The organism is Rhodococcus sp. BL-253-APC-6A1W, assembly GCF_012843405.1.
Classification (GTDB): Bacteria; Actinomycetota; Actinomycetes; order Mycobacteriales; family Mycobacteriaceae; genus Rhodococcus.
Map to the genome: position 1 here is coordinate 110,337 of NZ_JABAFB010000007.1, position 17,091 is coordinate 127,427.

Consider the following 17,091-nt stretch of genomic DNA (forward strand, 5'->3'; position numbering starts at 1 on the left):
GTCCCGGCGAGTTCTCAACGGTCCCGGCGCAACTCGTCCGTCCCGCGGGGCGGCAACGTCCACCTGTCGCCGAGTTCCGGGTAGCGCGAGCGCAATTCGGCCAGCTCCCGCGGCGCCGTCACCAGTATGTGGTCGGGTGCCGCAGACACCATCAGATCGGGCGCCACGATGGGTACGTCGGTGCCGGGCATCCGGCGGCCGTGGTGGCCCGGTGTGCCGTCGGCGACGGCGGAGACGAGGGTCCTGCTCACGTGGGCGCGCGCGAACAAAGTGACGGTCGAAGCCGTTGCTCCATAGGCTGTTACGGTTCGATGCCGGAGGGCCATCTGCCGGAGCCAGCTGTGGAGTGCGGCAGCGTCACGGTCGGCGGCGGCTTGGAGCACTCGAACCGTACGAACGGTGGTGATGCCCTCCTCGCGTTCGGCGGCGAGTCGCCGGCGGACGAACGGTTCCGGGTACAGGGTGCCCTCGCAGACCGCTGCCGCGAGTATCACGTCCGCGGTGGGTCCGATCGGCCACGCGTTCCAGAGAAGCAGTCCTGCATCCTCGAGGGCGCGACGCAGTGTCGTCACCGTGTAGTACACGAAACGTCCGTACTGCAGGGCATCCCAGCGCCGTTGGGCGATGACCGCGGACAGGGAACGGAATTCCAGGAGAAGTGTGCCGTCGGGAGTCAGCGCAGCCGCCCGCTCCCGGAGAGCGCGGCGCTGATCGAGTTCTCGCTCGAGGGCGAAGGAGTCCACCACGACCGACGCGGGCTCACCGTGTCGGGGAGATCGAAAACCGAAGGGCTGCAAGCGTGGAAGCCATCGCTCGCCTTTCGGTGATCCGAATTCGGAGATGGTCCCCCCGGAGAGCAGGCCCGCCTTGCGGATGATCCGGACAGCGTGGTCGACGTTGCGGTATTCGGGTGCGACCGCAGTGCGGTGTGTGTCCGGACCGGCGTCACAGCCCAGTTGGGCAAGCCCGCACGCGCGGCAGAGCAGCATCGCCAGGCGGCTGCGCACTTCGTCGGAGCGAACGGGAGTCTCCCGAACGGGGAATCGGCCGGGCAGTGGCACGCGGCCGAGGTCGAGGGCGGGATCGAGATCCGGATGACCGCATGCGCGGCACCCCGTCACCGCGCGAGTCCGGCCCCGCGGGGGTCGGCGCCCGACGGCACCGGGGCATGCCTGCTCCGGGCGGGCGCCGGGGGTTCTTCCATGGGACTTCGTCCTCCTCGTTTTGCGTCAGCGCCGACCTGCATAACGTGTGTGGCGATGAATTAATGACCGAAAGATTGAAAACCTAGCTAAAACATACCATAGGTTTGTTTATGGCTATCGTGAAAGGTGTGGGTGTTGCCTTTAGTCTCGAAACAATTCCCATTACGCGTGCGGGTCGGGCAAGCGCGGGGTGGGTGCCTACGTAAGTGGCTTGGAGGGGGATTGCCCGATGGCGTTCTGCATTGTCGAGCGTGAAGAAACTTTGGTAGCAGGCTTGCCGGTGCGGAGTCCGCGCCGCGCGTTGGGAAAACTGAGAGACCCACACCTCGAGCGCGCCTGGTCCGCAGTGTTGAAGCAGGACGCCGGCGGGCCCCTGGCGTCGACCTACACCGATCACGCGGAAGACATCGGTTCGTACTACACCCAAACCGTGGGGTACTGCTGCCGGACACTCGAGGAGGTCCGGCCCGGGCATGTCGTGTCCAGGCTCCCGTCCGGTCTGTATGCGAAGTTCTCCGCGGTGGGAGTCACTTTCCCGACGTGTTCAGTGAACTGTGGCGGCAGATCTGGAGGGCTGAGGGGCGCCGCGACATCGTGCGAGCGTTCACAGGCGATTTCGAGTGCTACCCACACGCCTATCGCATCGAGCTGTACATATCGATCGAGGATTCCACATCGGTTGCGCAGCAATGACCTTCACCATCGTCAAGGTGCCCGGATACGCGGTCGGTGGTCTGGTGGTGCCCGGGATCGAGCCGGGGTCCGGGCGTCCCGGCGACGATCTGCTGGCCTTCACGCTGGAGCGGCTCCGCGAACGAGGTCTACGCGACGTCACCGTCGTCTACGTCTCCCACCCGGAGGTCGGATGGACGGTGGTGGCCGGATATCGCTGCGACGACATCGGCAGTCTCGCGGTGGGTGACTCGCTGATCCGCGTGACCGACAAGTACGCCGCACGCTTCACGCCGGACGGGTCGAGCACGGATCCGTGGGAAGACGTGTGGACCCAGGTGGATATCGCCGAAAAGGAGGGCGACATCGCACGGGCATTCCGCGAGGAGGTCGCATATCTTCCCGCGGCCGGCGAAATGGAACTGTATATCTCCCTGGAATGAAGGGCCTTCGCCCGCTTGTCGATACGGCACTGTGAGCTCATGCGTGAGTGCGATCGAAGGGAGAAGGCGTGGTCCGCTCGTCCTCGACTCTCGAAAGCCTGGTCACCCGGGTGGCGGCACTTCTCATGCCGGCCGACGTGGCCACGCACCGCGAAGTGTTCGACCGGGTTCTCGAGCTCCTCGCCGACCACTTCGAGGTCGACGCCTGCTACCTCAGGTACAACGATCACGACCTCGCGGCCACCGTGCTCGTCGCCGAATGGCCCCCGCAGGCGCACAGCCCCGGTCCGGACTCTTCCGCGGTCCTGCAGTTCCGCGATGCGGGTCCGATCATGGCCGACTCCGAAAACTCGAAGGATCCCCGGGTGTTGGCGGCGCCGGGACAATCGATTGCCGCGGTGCCACTGCTCTGGGGAGACATCACCACCGGAACCCTTGGTCTGGTGGGCGCGCGGGACCGCGCCTGGACCGAAGACGAGATGGAGTCGCTTCGCCTCATCGCGGCCTTGTTCGCGCAGGTGCAAGCACGTGTTCGGGCCGAGGGAGAACTACGGTACGCCGCATATCACGACTCGTTGACGGGTCTGGCCAGTCGACGGGCGTTGCTCGAATACCTCGACGAACGGCTGCGACCCGGGAACCCGGGACCGGTGGCGGTGCTGTTTCTGGACCTCGACCGCCTCAAAGCGCTCAACGATTTCCTCGGGCATCGTGCCGCCGACACATACCTGTGCAGGATCGGAGAGCGGCTGATGCAGGTCAACCGCCCGGTCGACGTGGTGGCCCGGCTCGGTGGCGACGAGTTCGTCGTCGTCCTGGCAGGCCCGGCCACACCGGCCGACGCGTGGGAGCGAGCAGCGCAGATCCAGCGGGTGGTGGGCGAATCCGTTTCGCTCGACGGCCAATTGGTGGGACGAGGAGTCAGTCTCGGCATCGCGCTCGGTGAGCCGGGGGAGATCTCCTCGGTGGCGCTGCTCGGTCGCGCCGACCAGGCGATGATGGCGGTGAAGGTGCAGGGCGGCAACAGCGTCGGCTTCTTCACGGAGGACATGAACCACGAAGGCGAGCGACGGACCCGCATCGAACTCGATCTGCGGGCCTCGATCGACGACGACCATTTGATCCTCGAGTATCAACCGGAGGTGGATCTGCGGTCGGGAGCGATCCTCGGGGTGGAGGCACTTGTGCGCTGGAACCATCCGGTTCTCGGCACGCTTGCGCCCGCCGAATTCATCGACGTCGCCGAATCGACCAATCTTGCAGCAGAACTGGGCAGGTGGGTGATGGAGACGGCGTGTGCCCAGCTCGCGTCGTGGAAGAAGAAGATCCCCGGTCTCCATCTGGTGATGGGCATCAACGTCTCACCGGTCCAGCTGGTGACCGTGGGGTTCGACGAGTCGGTCGCGTCGATGCTGCGGCGTCACGGACTGAGGGGTGCCGAGGTCTGTCTCGAAATCACCGAGAACGTCGTGGTCGGCGACCTGCGGCGAACCAGGGCGACCCTCTCGCGGCTCGAACGGCGGGGAGTCCGGATCGCGATCGACGACTTCGGCACCGGATACAGCTCGCTCGGTCACCTCAAGTCGCTGCCGGTGGACACGCTCAAGATCGACAAGGGCTTCGTCCAGAATCTTCATCGCAGCGAAGGTGACCGGGTCATCGTCAATTCCATCGCCGGGCTCGCGACGTCGTTCGGTCTGGACCTCGTGGCCGAAGGTATCGAGGCGGAGGGGGCGGTGCCCTATCTCCTCGAGCTGGGATGCAGACGGGGACAAGGCTTTCTGCTCAGCGCTCCGAAGCCGTCCGAGGTGGTGGAGGGCATGGTGAGGGCCGGGTACATCGACCTGCCCTGGGCGACGGGGCGGGGGAGCGGTGGGTTCCGGGCCCGGTGACCTGGAAACAAATGGTTTGTTGTTGCGCGTTGTTCCGACGGGCACCGCCGGGGCCGAGGCGACTACGGCCGAAGCGGCTCACCGAAGGAAAGCGCGTCACAGGAAGCCGGCACGGGACCGGATCGAGACGAGCAGACCCGTCCCGGAACGGGTGCTGTATCGGCAGACCCGCGGAGCGCGGTTCACGATGTACACGTTCCGGAGCATGGTGCCGGGCGCGGAACAGCGACTGCACGATGTTCTCGAACTCGATGCGGGAGCCGGCGTGCTGTTCAAGGCGCACGACGATCCGCGCATCACGCAGCGACCTCTCCCGGGAGGAGTCCGTCCGCGCCGACCTCCGGTACGTGGAGAACTGGAGTTTCACCATGGATCTGTCGATCCTCCGTCGTACCGTCGGCGCAGTCCTGCGCAGGGACGGCGCCTACTGACGGCGCCGATCGCGCGCCGTCCGATCCGACGTGTGGAGGATGGAGGTGTGTACCAAGCCCCGCGCCGACGTCGTTCCCCCTGGCCGTTCGCTCTCTTCGGCATCTTCGGGGTGGTCGTCCTCCTTGCCGTGGGTGTCAGCCTCACCGTGCCGCAGGAGCCCCGGATCGCCGTCCCGGACGGAGTGCCGCCCGCGCGTGGTACGGAAGTTCCGTCCATCGACTTCGCAGGTCCCGGGCGCACCGCGGGACTGCTGAGGGAGTGGGCGCAACCGCAGGCCGACGCGCTCGACATCCCGGTGGTGGCGCTCGAAGCGTACGGACACGCCGCAGCGGTGCTGGCCGCGACGCGGCCCGAGTGCGGCCTGGCCTGGACGACCCTCGCCGGGATCGGCAGCGTCGAGAGCCGGCACGGGCGGCACGGCGGCGCGTCCCTCGCCCCCGACGGCACCGCGACACCCGAGATCCGCGGTGTGCCGCTCGACGGAAGCCCCGGCCTCGCCGAAATCCGCGACACCGACGGCGGCAGGCTCGACGGCGACCCACTGCTGGACCGGGCCATGGGCCCGATGCAGTTCATCCCCGAGACATGGGAGCGGTGGGGTGTGGACGCCAACGGGGACGGCGTGGCGGACCCGGACAACATCGACGACGCCGCTCTCAGCGCGGGACGCTACCTGTGCGAGCGCGGCGGCGATCTCGACAGTGCGGAAGGGTGGACGCGGGCTCTGATGGCCTACAACCTTTCGGGGGAGTACATGACGCTCGTACGCGACCGCGCGGCTGCGTACGGTGTGGGCGTACGTCCGTAGCAGACCGTCGAGCACGGTCCAGGCGGGTCGCGGCCGCGTCCCAGACGCGCGCCTGTGCCTCACACCCTGGTCGCGCCGGTTAGGCTGTCCCCAGCGTGCAGACACCGCAGCGTGAAGTCCATCGAAGGAGAATCAGCCAGTGGCCATCATTGAGCAGGTAGGAGCCCGCGAAATCCTCGACTCCCGGGGCAACCCGACGGTCGAGGTCGAGGTGCTGCTCGAGGACGGAAGTTTCGCCCGCGCTGCGGTACCCTCCGGGGCCTCCACAGGTGAGCACGAAGCCGTCGAACTGCGTGACGGTGGCGACCGTTACGGAGGCAAGGGTGTCGAGAAGGCCGTCGAATCGGTCCTCGAAGAGATCGCTCCGGCGATCATCGGACTCGACGCAACCGAACAGCGCACCGTCGACCAGGCGCTTCTCGATGCCGACGGCACGCCCGACAAGGGTCGTCTCGGCGCCAACGCACTTCTCGGAGCGTCGCTCGCCGTTGCCAAGGCCGGTGCCGAATCTGCGGGCCTCGAGCTGTTCCGTTACCTCGGCGGCCCGAACGCGCACATCCTGCCCGTGCCGATGATGAACATCCTCAACGGTGGCGCACACGCCGACACCGGAGTCGACGTCCAGGAGTTCATGGTCGCTCCGATCGGCGCGCCCACGTTCAAGGAATCGCTGCGCTGGGGTGCGGAGGTGTACCACTCGCTCAAGTCCGTGCTCAAGAGCAGGGGGCTGGCCACCGGGCTCGGCGACGAGGGCGGTTTCGCGCCGGACGTCGCAGGCACCAAGGAAGCGCTCGACCTGATCAGCGAGGCCGTCGCGAAGACCGGTCTCAAGCTCGGCACCGATGTCGCTCTGGCACTGGACGTCGCCGCCACCGAGTTCTACACCGAGGGCACCGGCTACGCGTTCGAGGGCAAGAACCGCACCGCCGACGAGATGGCTGATTTCTACGCCGAACTGCTCGCCGCGTACCCGCTCGTCTCCGTCGAGGATCCGCTCAGCGAGGACGACTGGGACGGCTGGGTCGCGCTCACCGACAAGCTCGGCGGCAAGCTGCAGCTCGTCGGCGACGACCTCTTCGTCACCAACCCCGAGCGGCTCGAAGAAGGCATCGTCAAGGGTGCCGCCAACGCGCTGCTCGTGAAGGTGAACCAGATCGGCACTCTCACCGAGACTCTCGATGCCGTGGATCTCGCGCACCGCAACGGGTACAAGACGATGATGAGCCACCGTTCCGGCGAGACCGAGGACACCACCATCGCCGACCTCGCAGTTGCGGTCGGCAGCGGCCAGATCAAGACCGGTGCACCGGCACGGTCCGAGCGCGTGGCGAAGTACAACCAGCTGCTGCGCATCGAGGAGTCCCTCGGGGACGCTGCCCGTTACGCGGGCGAAGTCGCCTTCCCGCGGTTCAACCTCGAGGGCTGAAATCCGGTATGAACCAGCGCGGTAGATCCCGGCCCGGCGCCCGTCGAGCCCGCACCGAAGGTGCGGCAAGTGCGCGGCGGCCCAGCCGGGCACGCCCCACGGGATCTACCGCTCCGGTCGACAGCGGTACCGAGAGCGCCGGAGCCCGTCCGGCCGGACGCGAGGACCCCGTCCATTCGTCGCCCGGTCGCGGGCGTTCCGGAGCCTCCGGTCGCGCCCGGCCCACCCGGGTCGGTGCGACCGACGCCGCGCGCCGGGACCACCGGGAACGCACCTTTCTCGGTCTGTCCACGGGGCGCGCGGCCATCCTCGCGCTGGTCGTGTGTGCGCTCGCATTGACGCTCGCGGTGCCGTTGCGCACGTACGTGAGCCAGCGCTCCGAAGCCGAGCAGCTCGCTCGCGAACGGGAGCAGCTCGAGACGGAGATCGCCGCGCTCGAAGAGATGAAGGCGCACATCGAAGACCCGGCGTGGATCCGGGCGCAGGCACGTGAGCGGTTGCGCTTCGTGATGCCCGGCGACATTCCGTACATGGTGCAGTTGCCCGGCGACGTGCCGCCCGAACTCGAAGAAGAAGAACCGGAGTCGCCGACCACCGGAGCCTGGTACAGCGACCTGTGGCGTTCGGTGGCCGAACCGCCTCCCGAACCCGAAACCGAACCACTGCCGCAGCCGATGCCTGTGGCACCCCCAGAACCAGGAGATATCCCCGGGTGACCGATTCAGTGACGCAGGAAGACCTCGACGCCGTCGCAGCACAGCTCGGGCGCGAACCCCGCGGCGTCCTGGCCATCGCCTACCGTTGCCCCGACGGCGTGCCCGGCGTGGTCAAAACCGCGCCGAAGCTGCCGGACGGCACACCGTTCCCGACGCTGTACTACCTGACCGATCCCCGCCTCACCGCGGAAGCGAGCCGGCAGGAGTCCGCAGGTGTGATGCGGGAAATGACCGAACGGCTCGGCACCGATCCCGAACTCGCGTCCTCGTACCGGCGTGCCCACGAGTCGTACCTCGCCGAACGTAACGCCATCGAGTCGCTGGGTACCGATTTCACCGGCGGAGGCATGCCCGATCGGGTCAAGTGCCTGCACGTTCTGATCGCACATTCGCTCGCGAAGGGCCCGGGTCTCAACCGGCTCGGCGACGAATCCGTCGCCCTCGCCGCAGACGCCGGATTGCGCGGCACCGCTGTTCCTGCCGACTGGCCCACCTACGCCGAACTCCGTGGGGAAGCGCAGTGAGCGTGTCTCGCGTAGCGGGCATCGACTGCGGGACCAACTCCATTCGCCTGCTCGTCGCGGACATCGCCGACGACGGCACCCTCACCGATGTCACCCGGCTGATGCGCGTCGTCCGGTTGGGGCAGGGCGTCGATGCGACGGGCCGTCTCGCTCCCGAGGCGATCGAGCGAACCCGTGTGGCGCTCACCGAGTACGCCGGCATCATTCGCGACACCGGTGCGACCGGGGTGCGGATGGTCGCGACATCGGCGACACGCGACGCGCAGAATCGGGAAGACTTCTTCTCCATGACCCGCGAGGTGCTCGGAGCCGTGATTCCCGGCGCCGAAGCCGAAGTCATCACCGGGGACGAAGAGGCGCGTTTGTCCTTCGCCGGTGCCGTCGGTGAACTCGATGCCGCCAGGGGACCTTTCGTCGTCGTCGATCTGGGTGGCGGCTCCACCGAGGTGGTGCTGGGCGACGAGAACGGTGTTCACGCAGCGTATTCCACCGACATCGGGTGCGTGCGCCTCACGGAGAGGTGTCTGCACGACGATCCGCCCACCGCCGAGCAGGTCTCGGAGGCGCGGGAGATCGCCGCGGCAAAGATCGCAGAGGCGCTCGCGCACGTTCCGGTCGAGCGCGCCCGTACCTGGGTCGGAGTCGCAGGCACCATGACCACCCTTGCCGCGCTCGGCAACGACCTCGACACCTACGATCCCGACAGGGTGCATCTGTCGACCGTCGGGTTCGACCGCCTCCGGCAGGTGTGCGACGGACTGCTCGCCGCGACCCGCGAGAAACGTGCTGCTCTCGGGCCGATGCACCCCGGCCGGGTGGACGTCATCGGCGGCGGCGCAATCGTCACCACCGTCCTCGCCGACGAACTCCGACGCCGCGCCGGCATCACCGAACTCGTTGTGAGCGAGCACGACATCCTGGACGGGATCGCCCAGTCCGTCACGCGCTAGGGTGTTCCGGACGCCCCTATAGCCCAATTGGCAGAGGCAGCGGACTTAAAATCCGCCAAGTGTGGGTTCGAGTCCCACTGGGGGCACCTATGTGTACCGTCGCCCAGGTGGTCGACGAGGCGGTCCGCACCATCGCCGCCCGGTACGCCACGACCGGACCGGGGCCGTCGTCCGACGACTGAGTCCACCGACCGCGAACGAGTTGGTGTCGTCGGTGTCGTCCCGCACACAAAGCGCCCCTGCCGATCCTTGGGCGTCGGAGCTTCGGTGTAGCAGCAACGTTCGCGGCGACCCGAAGTACTTCGTTGCGGCGGACGATATGCGCCTTCCCCGTTCGTGGAAGCGGCGCGCGTCGATGCTCAGGCGTGTGCGGGCGTCGACTTCGCCGATGGACAGGACTCGGTGCCCATGGCGCCTCCAGGGGCGTTCAGGGCCGTTCTTCTCCCGTGTACCGCGCGCCGCGTTGATGGGCTCCGTGCGACGTCGTGTCGGTGGGTGATGTCGTTCCGCTGGGTGTCGTCCCGGTGCTGGGTGTCGTCCCGGTGGTGGGTGCGGTGCCGGTGGTGGACGCGGTGTCGGTGGCAGGTGTGGTGCGGGCGGTATTCGCATCCGAGACGAGCGTGCTGTTCTGTTCCGCGATGCGATCCCGGTCCTTTTGTGCTTTCGCTGCTTCTTTGCGGGCGTCCTTCGCCTCGCGGCGGGCAGTTCTGGTACGCCGGGACGATCGCCGCGCCCCGGACATGAGCAGAGCCAGCCCGAGCAGGCCGACAGCGCCCACGACGATGCCGTAGAGGAACAGGGTCCCGGTGGAGCCGGTGACCTCGTAGCCGAAGACGGAGAACCCGTCGGTGATCGTGTGTTCCTCGCCGCCGTTGGTCAATACGCCGACAACCCCGACGACGACGGCTGCGAGCAGGAGACCGAGTCCGAGGAGAATGAGCATGGTGGCCTCCAGGCCTACGGTGTGGTGCTCGGTGAACATGCAGGTACCCGCTCTTCAACGATGCCACGTGGTCGTGCTCGCGTCCTCGGTTCGATGATGATGGCGGCAATTCGGGCACGGTGACGCTCCGCTCGTCGCGATCCCGTTGTGGCTCGTCCGCTCATGCCCGGACGCCGGCCGGGATCGGTCCCGAGCCGCCCGGGACCCGAGCGTGTCCGGCTGCAATTCGTTCGGACGGGCAGGAAAAGACCATCGATGCCGTGCGATTACCCGTGTCCGATTCCTCCCAGTACGCTACGGCGGTGTTCTCGATGTCGGTACCCCTGCCGCGTGCAGGGTCGTCCCGTCTCGCTCGGATCGGAAACGCACGCGGACATCGGACCGGTGTGCGGCGCGAAGTGGAAAGAACAGGACCTAAGCGAGCATGAGAGATCCTTCGTTACCCGAACCCAAGAGCGAACAGATCCGTTCCCGGATGACTGTCCAGGGCTGGTTCCAGGTTGCGTTCGCAGCCCTGGCGGTGTTCCTTCTGGTGGGCACGGTTATCGGTACCTACTTCATCGACCGGACCGCCCGGATCACCGACCAGTTGGTCGTGGACATCCAGCCGGCACAGGTCGAGGCGTACCGGTTCCAGTCTGCTCTGCTCAACCAGGAGACCGGAGCGCGTGGTTATGCCCTCACCGGAGACCCGGGCTTTCTCGAGCCGTACCTCACCGGGCTCGAGGCCGAGCGGAACTCCGTGGAGCGGCTGCGCACCCTGATGGCCGGCCACGACGATGCGCTCGCCAACCTCGACACCATCACCTCGAATGCGGCGGCATGGCGTGCCGAGTACGCAGAGCCGCTCGTGGATGCACCGCCGAGCGGGACCGAGCGAACCGATATCGCGGAGATCGAACGCGGACGTGCCGCCTTCGACGTGCTGCGCTCCCAATTCGAGGACCAGAACACGATCCTCGTCCAGGCTCAGGCGGACGGTTACGAGGGGCTCGTGCAAGCCCGCACCGTCCGCAATTCTGTCCTCGTGGCGATGGTGGTCGGTTTCCTGTTCACCGGCGCACTCATGGTCGTGCTCGTGCACAACCTGGTCGCCACGCCACTTCTCCGGCTCCGGGCGGCGACGCGGCGGGTTGCCGGTGACGGGAACTTCGATCAGCACATCTACCCGCAGGGCCCGAAGGACATCCGGGACCTTGCGACGGACGTGGAGGCGATGCGCGGGCACATCGCCCAGGCATTGACCGATGCACGCCGGCAGCAGGACAAGCTAGCTCGTCAGACCGCCGATCTCGATGCCCAGGCCGACGAGCTTCGACGCTCCAACACCGAACTGGAGCAGTTCGCCTACGTTGCGTCGCACGACCTGCAGGAACCGCTGCGCAAGGTTGCCTCCTTCTGCCAGTTGCTCGAGAAGCGCTACGGAGACAAACTCGACGACCGGGGTGCCCAGTACATCGCCTTCGCGGTCGACGGGGCGAAACGTATGCAGGTCCTCATCAACGACCTGCTGGCGTTCTCCCGCGTGGGCCGGGTCAACGACGCGCGTCTGCGCGTGGACCTGGACAAGACCTTGGACAAGGCGCAGTCCAATCTCGCGATCATGATCGACGAGGCACAGGCCCGCATCGAGCGGCCCGAGAAGATGCCCGAGCTGACCGGTGACCCCACCCTGCTGACGATGCTTTGGCAGAACCTGCTGGCCAATGCGATCAAGTTCCGGCATCCCGACCGGACTCCCGTCGTCCGGATCACGTGCGAGAGGGTGGACGCGGAGGACGACGCGGCCGGCTGGGAGTTCTCCGTCAGCGACAACGGCATCGGTATCCCCGCCGAATTCGCGGAAAAAGTCTTCGTCATCTTCCAGCGCTTGCATGCCCGGGACGTCTACACCGGGACCGGTATCGGTCTGGCCGTATGCCGAAAGATCGTCGACTACCACGGGGGCAACATCTGGATCGACACCACGTGGACGGAGGGAGCCCGCGTGTGCTTCACACTCGTCGGCGCGAAAACCCAGACCGAGCTGGGACCATCGGGAGCCGTTCACCCCGCGGGCCTGCCCGGCGCGGCGCGCTCCTAGCGCAGTTCCGGCGCCGCCGGGGGACATGGCGGTGCTGTCGATCCCGCGGGTTTCCGTGCAGTGAGGGCGGGGTACCGGAGAGAGAGGTTTGACATCTGCCCGGGCGGGTGGTCGGACCCAGGCGGCGTGAGTTCAGAGCAGTAGCTCACGCCGCCGTCGGGGCTCAGCGGTCCTTGCCGACGGAATGATTCTCGACGACGGTGCGGGCCAGATCCGCAACCTTGAGATTGACTTGCTGCGACGTGCGCCGCAGAAGGTCGAACGCCTCGTCGGCTGTGAGGTCCTGGGCCGCCATCACGAGGCCGACTGCTTTGCCGATCTCCCGATTGCTCACCAAACCGCTACGCAGCGAGTCGATGTCTTCGCCGCGGCCGACTGCGGTGGCAGTGACCGAGGCGAACGCCGCCAGCATGCTGGCATGGTCGGCCGCGGCCGCGGAAGTGAACGCGCCGACAGTATCCGAGAACAGATTCAGTGCCCCGACCTTCCGTTCGTCGATCAGCAACCGGAAACCCATTGCTCCGCGCACGGGGGTGGACTCGACCACCGCCCGGGCGAGTGCGGGCCACGACGAGCCGTTCCGCAGATCTGCCTCGATCTGCGGAACCTCTTCCTCGATCGCGTCCAGGCAGGGTCCCTCACCGAGGTGCCGCTCGTGGGAATCGATGGCCGCAGCGACATCGTCGCTGGCGGCGACGAGGACGAACTCTCCGTTGCGGCGCAGCATCACGCTCGCGTGGTCACAGCCGGGCACGAGCAGGGTTGCGGCCACGCAGATCGCCGAGTACACCTCGGAAGCGTCGGCGCCGCCGTACAGGATCTCGGCCAGGGCAGTGAACACAGTTGCGGGATCGGCGTTGTTCGACGCCGGGGTGACGGTCGAGGATCCGTTCCCGTCGTGGTCCGTCATGCGGTAACCACCGGGCGACCGGAATCTCGGTGCATGCACTCGGAAGCACTCGAGATCTCTACCGGCTCAGACGAACACGGGTGTCGGCCGACTGTGCTCGGCGGGCACCACCGGTGACGCGACGCACGGCGATCCGAAGCCCCGATTCCCCCTGGACCGCGGGGAGGGGAGACCGGCCGAGCATTCGACGCGGGAACAACTCTCATTGAAGGGTTTCTCCTGAAACAGACCCGATCCCGCCGGTTCGAAAACTCGCACTCGACACCGCGGACACGATTGACGATCAAGGGCTTCTCTTTAACCCCGGGGAATCGTACCCGAGCGGAAGGGGCGCCGATCTTTCCGTGCCGGGCCCTCGAGGGGGCTTTCGCCTGCCGTGACGCCGAATCCGATTGCGTTGTGCCGGATGATCTTCATCGCCGCAGGAGGGAATAGGTGGAGGGCACTCTGGGCATAGATAAGAGGGAAAGACGTCGGCCGTCCATGGATGGCACGACCGTCGCCTCGATCGACGAGGCGGCGTATGGGTGAAAGGACTTCACATGTGGGCTCTGCTCAGTAAGCCGGTCCGTCGATGGGTGCTGCTCTCGCTGGCAGTTCCGCTGGTCGCCGGGGGTTTGTCTCTCGTTGCCGGTGTTCTGCAGCGCCGAAAAGGGCACCCGACGAAGACGTCGAAATCGTTGTTGGCGGTGTCGAACTTCCTCCGCAGGCGGCGCAACCGCGGGTCGAGTGATCACGGCCGTTCGAACACGGGCAAGTGACGCCGGAATCTCATATCCCCAGCCGGCCGCCTCCGTCACCCTGCGGGGAAATCTGGGCCGGCAATACGTATTCGCGCCGAAGGTCGTCAGGATTGAGGACGAACGGCCTTACCGATAGGGACCTTCGGCGAAGGTGAACGGGTAATACGACGCGCGCTCCGGGATCGTTCGACCCCGGCCGGGGTCCGGGTCGGCCGACGAGCCACCCGGCCGGGGGCCGGGACCGTCCCGGAGCGCCGCGCCTGACCGAACCTGCGAAGCGCTGCCGCCGAATGCGGTATTCCACGTCACCGTCGCACCCACCGTGGTGGAATCGACAGATTCCGGACGGCGGGGTTGCCATACGCCACCCGGTGCGGTTCGATCCGAGGGACTCGGTGGGGGGACACATGAAGATCGTGGATGCGGTCGCGCGGGCGTCGATGTCGGTGCTGCTCGCGGCGACGGCCGGTGCCGGCATGGTGGTCCTCCCGGGGGTGGCCCACGCGCAGGCCGGAGACCGGACCGAGGTTCCGTACCTGTCCACAGCGCCGCTCGCCGAGAAGGTTGCGGGGTCGGTCGTGTCCATCGCCGTGCCGTTACCGCCGGAGGTGGGGCCGCACCCACCGGAGTGCGACCGACTGTCGTATCTGCGGTGGCGGTCGGTCGACGGCCCCGTCGAGTCCGGGGATGCCGATCGCATCTTCGTCGCACAGCCCGGAATCTTCGAGGGCGCAGGGGCATTCGAGAGTGTGGCTCGCAATACGGTGGTGGCGGCCTCAGAGCGCGGCCTGCACGTCGAGTTCTGGGCCCTCGACCGGCGCTCCAACTGTCTCGAGGACCACGTCGGGATGCGCGCCGCGCTCGAGACGGGCGATCTGGATACGGCCACCGACTACTACTTCCGCGACGCCGAGATCGACGGCGCACGCTTCGAAGGACATGCGACAGGGTCGGATGTCGCGTGGCTCGCACATGTGGGTCTCGAGCAGACCCTGCGCGACCAGTACGACCTTCTGCGACACGAGTTTCCGGACCAGAAGGTCCGCAAGGAGAAGGTGCTCTGCGGTGGGCACTCGATGGGCGGTTTCATCACCGGCTACTTCGCGGAATGGGATTTCGACGCCGACCCTGCCACCACCGACGACGCCGGCTACAACCAGTGCTCGGGCTATTTCGCGCTCGATACCGTTATTCGTGCGGGCGCGCCGTTCCCGAGTTCCGGGCAGCAACCCGACGTACCCGAAGCATTGGCCGCACCGCTCGAGATCTTCCTCGGAGCGGCCTCCACGGCGAGTCCGGTCCTGCAACTTCCCGCGGTCATCAACCCCGAAACCACGAATACCCTTGCGCTGGCAGGGCTTGCGGCACGGTTGGACCCCGACGGGGTCAACGACATCGTGTCGCGGATGCCCGACAACGCGAACGTGAACTGGACGCTGCGTACGTTGCTGGCGAAGGATCCGGAGATGTTCGCGACGGGTGTACCCGATGTGCGGACGCTCAACGCCACCAATGAAGCGGTGCTCGGCGCCCTCCTGGACGACAACTCACAGCCGCTGGGGTTCTTGCAGGCGAGTGTCGGGTTCATGACCGGAGGGCCCGTGCAGGACAAGGTGTTCCCGGTGCCGTCCACTCCGGAGATACTCGAATCGGGATCCTTCGGGGACGCCCCGAAGGCGTCGCCGGCGGTATACGGCGACCCCGAGGTGATCTACCGGTGGCTCGATTACGACGAGGTGGGTACCGAAGCGTCGTTGCCGGAGGAAAGCCGGTATACCTCTCGGGCCGGTGAGGTGACATCGATAAACGAGTTGGCGCGCAACCTGTCCGAGCCGCCGTTGGATTTCACCGAGTGGTACTTCCCGATGCGCTTACCGTCGGATCTCGCGCAGAGTACGGCCCCGTCGTTTGCGGCGCATCATCTGTACCGCGACGGGGTGACGAGGAACCCGGTCCTCACGTTGCGCGGGAGCGGTGGAATCACGCTCCCGGCGTCGAACCATCCGAACGCTGTGGCGATCACCCTTCCCGGGTACAACCACATCGACGTTCTCACCGCGGCAGCCGATCAGAACGACGGGCACGGCGAACCGGTGTCGCGAGCTCTCGTGGAGTTCGCGACACCGCAGGCCGTCAGGGGCGACCGGAGAAGATCGAGCTGTAGTCGTAGGGGCCGACCTGCGCGGCAGGCGCGACAGGCTCGACCTGCTCCGGCTCGTTCGGGTTGACCGGCTGCAGGAACAAGGGATTGTTGGCTTCGGTGTAGCTACTCATGGTGGTCCTTTCGGGTTCGGCGCGGACAACTCCGGCCGAAGGGGAGCGACGAGGTGCAAACAGCGAGGTCGCGCGGTGTATGCGCGGGTACTCGGGTGCAGATCGAAGAAGATCATCGAGGCCCGTCCGAAGAAGATAGCTCGGAGGCTGCGAGCCGTGCGATTTCTCCACCCTACACCCCTGGGTCGCGGTCCCGCTGTGCGACACGGCGGGAGCGGGGCGGCGCGAGCGGGGAGGAAAAGGAGGTTTAGGGCCGGGGCTCCGCCGGGAAGTACTCGGGCATGGCTAATTACAGAGTGATCGATCCCAAGGGCGACATCGTCGAGACCAAGGAAATCGCCAGTGCCGATGACGCGCACGCGTGGTTCGTCGACAAGCGTGCCGACAACAGCGAACTCGGCTGGCGGATGGAGGCCCAGAACGACGAAGACGGAACCTGGCACTTCTTCGACGACACCGAGGGCGCGTCCTGAGGTTGTCCCACGCGAAACGGGCCGGGGGCCGCGCACGATGCGCGGCCCCCGGCCCGGATGTCGGCAGGGATGTCAGTCCTGCTTGAACGACCTCTTGACGTCGTCTGCGGCGTCGGTGACCTTGTCACCGGCCTGCTTCATGCCGCCCTTGGTCTGCTGGCCCTTGCCTTCGGCCTCGAGATCACGATCGTTGGTGGCCTTGCCACCGTGCTCCTTGGCCTTGCCGGCCAGTTCTTCTGCCTTGTGCTTCGCCTTGTCGATGAAATCGGCCATCGGTCGGTCCTCCTTGTTTGACGGACGGTTCTCTCTCCGGATACCCGGCCGGCACGCAGCGAAACCGCGAACCGGCAAGCGGCGCCGAATGCGGCCGACCGTGTAACACTGCCTGGGTAGACCCATGAGGAGGAGAAAATGTCCGACCCGAACAGCGGCGACCCCATCGGCGATGCCCCCGATGCCGATCCCGAACTGACGCGCAACCGGTCCGGTGGCGGGGCAGCGGCGGTGTGGCGCGTGGTCACGGTGCTGGTGATCATTGCGCTGATCATCGCGCTGATCATGGTCTTCCTCTAGCGATCGCCCGAGCGGAGACCGGTC

At 66.8% G+C, this 17,091-nt stretch carries 16 protein-coding genes, 1 tRNA gene and 1 pseudogene; 14 read left to right on the forward strand and 4 right to left on the reverse strand.

Annotation, left to right across the window (positions count from 1 at the left end; translation table 11 throughout):
- Positions 1-14: 14 nt before the first annotated feature.
- Positions 15-1,121, reverse strand: a complete 1,107-nt coding sequence (locus HF877_RS12600; RefSeq protein ID WP_169621518.1) for a methyltransferase domain-containing protein — start codon at positions 1,119-1,121, stop codon at positions 15-17.
- Between the two features lie 313 nt (positions 1,122-1,434).
- Between HF877_RS12600 and HF877_RS12605 the strand changes: the two are divergent.
- The 10 genes and pseudogenes from HF877_RS12605 (at position 1,435) to HF877_RS12650 (ending at position 9,154) form a co-directional block, all read left to right on the forward strand.
- Positions 1,435-1,898: pseudogene (locus HF877_RS12605) on the forward strand (GyrI-like domain-containing protein).
- On the forward strand, positions 1,895-2,320 hold the full coding sequence (locus HF877_RS12610) for a hypothetical protein (protein WP_169621519.1): 426 nt from the start codon (positions 1,895-1,897) through the stop codon (positions 2,318-2,320). The pseudogene HF877_RS12605 and the gene HF877_RS12610 overlap by 4 nt, the downstream one beginning before the upstream one ends.
- A gap of 125 nt (positions 2,321-2,445) precedes the next feature.
- Positions 2,446-4,212 (forward strand): EAL domain-containing protein, encoded by a 1,767-nt coding sequence (locus HF877_RS12615; RefSeq protein WP_169621704.1) that lies wholly within the window; start codon positions 2,446-2,448, stop codon positions 4,210-4,212.
- Between the two features lie 236 nt (positions 4,213-4,448).
- The gene (locus tag HF877_RS12620; RefSeq protein ID WP_206038763.1) at positions 4,449-4,643 is read left to right on the forward strand and encodes a sugar transferase; all 195 of its coding nucleotides are present in this window, start codon (positions 4,449-4,451) and stop codon (positions 4,641-4,643) included.
- 47 nt (positions 4,644-4,690) lie between these two features.
- Positions 4,691-5,452: a lytic murein transglycosylase gene (locus tag HF877_RS12625; protein ID WP_169621520.1), complete on the forward strand. Its 762-nt coding sequence runs from the start codon at positions 4,691-4,693 to the stop codon at positions 5,450-5,452.
- 139 nt (positions 5,453-5,591) lie between these two features.
- Positions 5,592-6,878, forward strand: a complete 1,287-nt coding sequence (eno, locus tag HF877_RS12630) for a phosphopyruvate hydratase (protein ID WP_169621521.1) — start codon at positions 5,592-5,594, stop codon at positions 6,876-6,878.
- Between the two features lie 8 nt (positions 6,879-6,886).
- The gene (locus tag HF877_RS12635; RefSeq protein ID WP_169621522.1) at positions 6,887-7,594 is read left to right on the forward strand and encodes a septum formation initiator family protein; all 708 of its coding nucleotides are present in this window, start codon (positions 6,887-6,889) and stop codon (positions 7,592-7,594) included.
- Positions 7,591-8,118, forward strand: a complete 528-nt coding sequence (locus HF877_RS12640) for a DUF501 domain-containing protein (protein WP_169621523.1) — start codon at positions 7,591-7,593, stop codon at positions 8,116-8,118. Before HF877_RS12635 ends, HF877_RS12640 begins: the two co-directional genes overlap by 4 nt.
- 2 nt (positions 8,119-8,120) lie before the next feature.
- Complete coding sequence (locus HF877_RS12645) at positions 8,121-9,068, forward strand: Ppx/GppA phosphatase family protein (protein WP_169621705.1); 948 nt, start codon at positions 8,121-8,123, stop codon at positions 9,066-9,068.
- Positions 9,069-9,080: 12 nt separating this feature from the next.
- A tRNA-Leu gene (locus tag HF877_RS12650) sits at positions 9,081-9,154 on the forward strand.
- A gap of 341 nt (positions 9,155-9,495) precedes the next feature.
- Here the strand turns inward: HF877_RS12650 and HF877_RS21170 are convergent.
- The gene (locus HF877_RS21170; RefSeq protein ID WP_206037047.1) at positions 9,496-10,050 is read right to left on the reverse strand and encodes a hypothetical protein; all 555 of its coding nucleotides are present in this window, start codon (positions 10,048-10,050) and stop codon (positions 9,496-9,498) included.
- A 385-nt stretch (positions 10,051-10,435) separates the two neighbouring features.
- Here HF877_RS21170 and HF877_RS12665 point away from each other — a divergent pair, with 385 nt between their 5' ends.
- A complete protein-coding gene (locus tag HF877_RS12665; protein ID WP_169621524.1) occupies positions 10,436-12,094 on the forward strand; it encodes a sensor histidine kinase in 1,659 nt (552 codons plus the stop codon).
- A gap of 163 nt (positions 12,095-12,257) precedes the next feature.
- On the opposite strand, the gene HF877_RS12670 is transcribed toward HF877_RS12665, so the two are convergent.
- A complete protein-coding gene (locus tag HF877_RS12670; protein ID WP_169621525.1) occupies positions 12,258-13,004 on the reverse strand; it encodes a GAF and ANTAR domain-containing protein in 747 nt (248 codons plus the stop codon).
- Positions 13,005-14,154: 1,150 nt separating this feature from the next.
- On the opposite strand from HF877_RS12670, the gene HF877_RS12675 reads away from it, so the two are divergent.
- Positions 14,155-15,975 carry a hypothetical protein gene (locus HF877_RS12675; protein ID WP_240952335.1) on the forward strand — a complete coding sequence of 607 codons (1,821 nt, stop codon included), beginning with the start codon at positions 14,155-14,157 and terminating at the stop codon, positions 15,973-15,975.
- 327 nt (positions 15,976-16,302) lie between these two features.
- Positions 16,303-16,494, forward strand: a complete 192-nt coding sequence (locus tag HF877_RS12680) for a hypothetical protein (RefSeq protein WP_169621526.1) — start codon at positions 16,303-16,305, stop codon at positions 16,492-16,494.
- 72 nt (positions 16,495-16,566) lie between these two features.
- Here HF877_RS12680 and HF877_RS12685 read toward each other — a convergent pair whose 3' ends face one another.
- A complete protein-coding gene (locus HF877_RS12685; RefSeq protein WP_169621527.1) occupies positions 16,567-16,767 on the reverse strand; it encodes a CsbD family protein in 201 nt (66 codons plus the stop codon).
- 138 nt (positions 16,768-16,905) lie between these two features.
- Between HF877_RS12685 and HF877_RS12690 the strand changes: the two genes are divergently transcribed.
- Positions 16,906-17,067 (forward strand): hypothetical protein, encoded by a 162-nt coding sequence (locus HF877_RS12690; RefSeq protein ID WP_169621528.1) that lies wholly within the window; start codon positions 16,906-16,908, stop codon positions 17,065-17,067.
- Positions 17,068-17,091 lie beyond the last annotated feature (24 nt).

What these genes read in the sequence shown, in the direction of transcription:
- HF877_RS12610 (WP_169621519.1), top strand. Translation starts at nt 1,895, where the DNA reads ATGACCTTCACCATCGTCAAGGTGCCCGGATACGCGGTCGGTGGTCTG.
- HF877_RS12615 (WP_169621704.1), top strand. Translation starts at nt 2,446, where the DNA reads ATGCCGGCCGACGTGGCCACGCACCGCGAAGTGTTCGACCGGGTTCTC.
- HF877_RS12620 (WP_206038763.1), top strand. Translation starts at nt 4,449, where the DNA reads ATGTTCTCGAACTCGATGCGGGAGCCGGCGTGCTGTTCAAGGCGCACG.
- HF877_RS12635 (WP_169621522.1), top strand. Translation starts at nt 6,887, where the DNA reads ATGAACCAGCGCGGTAGATCCCGGCCCGGCGCCCGTCGAGCCCGCACC.
- HF877_RS21170 (WP_206037047.1), bottom strand. Translation starts at nt 10,050, where the DNA reads ATGTTCACCGAGCACCACACCGTAGGCCTGGAGGCCACCATGCTCATT.
- HF877_RS12665 (WP_169621524.1), top strand. Translation starts at nt 10,436, where the DNA reads ATGAGAGATCCTTCGTTACCCGAACCCAAGAGCGAACAGATCCGTTCC.
- HF877_RS12670 (WP_169621525.1), bottom strand. Translation starts at nt 13,004, where the DNA reads ATGACGGACCACGACGGGAACGGATCCTCGACCGTCACCCCGGCGTCG.
- HF877_RS12675 (WP_240952335.1), top strand. Translation starts at nt 14,155, where the DNA reads ATGAAGATCGTGGATGCGGTCGCGCGGGCGTCGATGTCGGTGCTGCTC.
- HF877_RS12680 (WP_169621526.1), top strand. Translation starts at nt 16,303, where the DNA reads ATGGCTAATTACAGAGTGATCGATCCCAAGGGCGACATCGTCGAGACC.
- HF877_RS12685 (WP_169621527.1), bottom strand. Translation starts at nt 16,767, where the DNA reads ATGGCCGATTTCATCGACAAGGCGAAGCACAAGGCAGAAGAACTGGCC.
- HF877_RS12690 (WP_169621528.1), top strand. Translation starts at nt 16,906, where the DNA reads ATGTCCGACCCGAACAGCGGCGACCCCATCGGCGATGCCCCCGATGCC.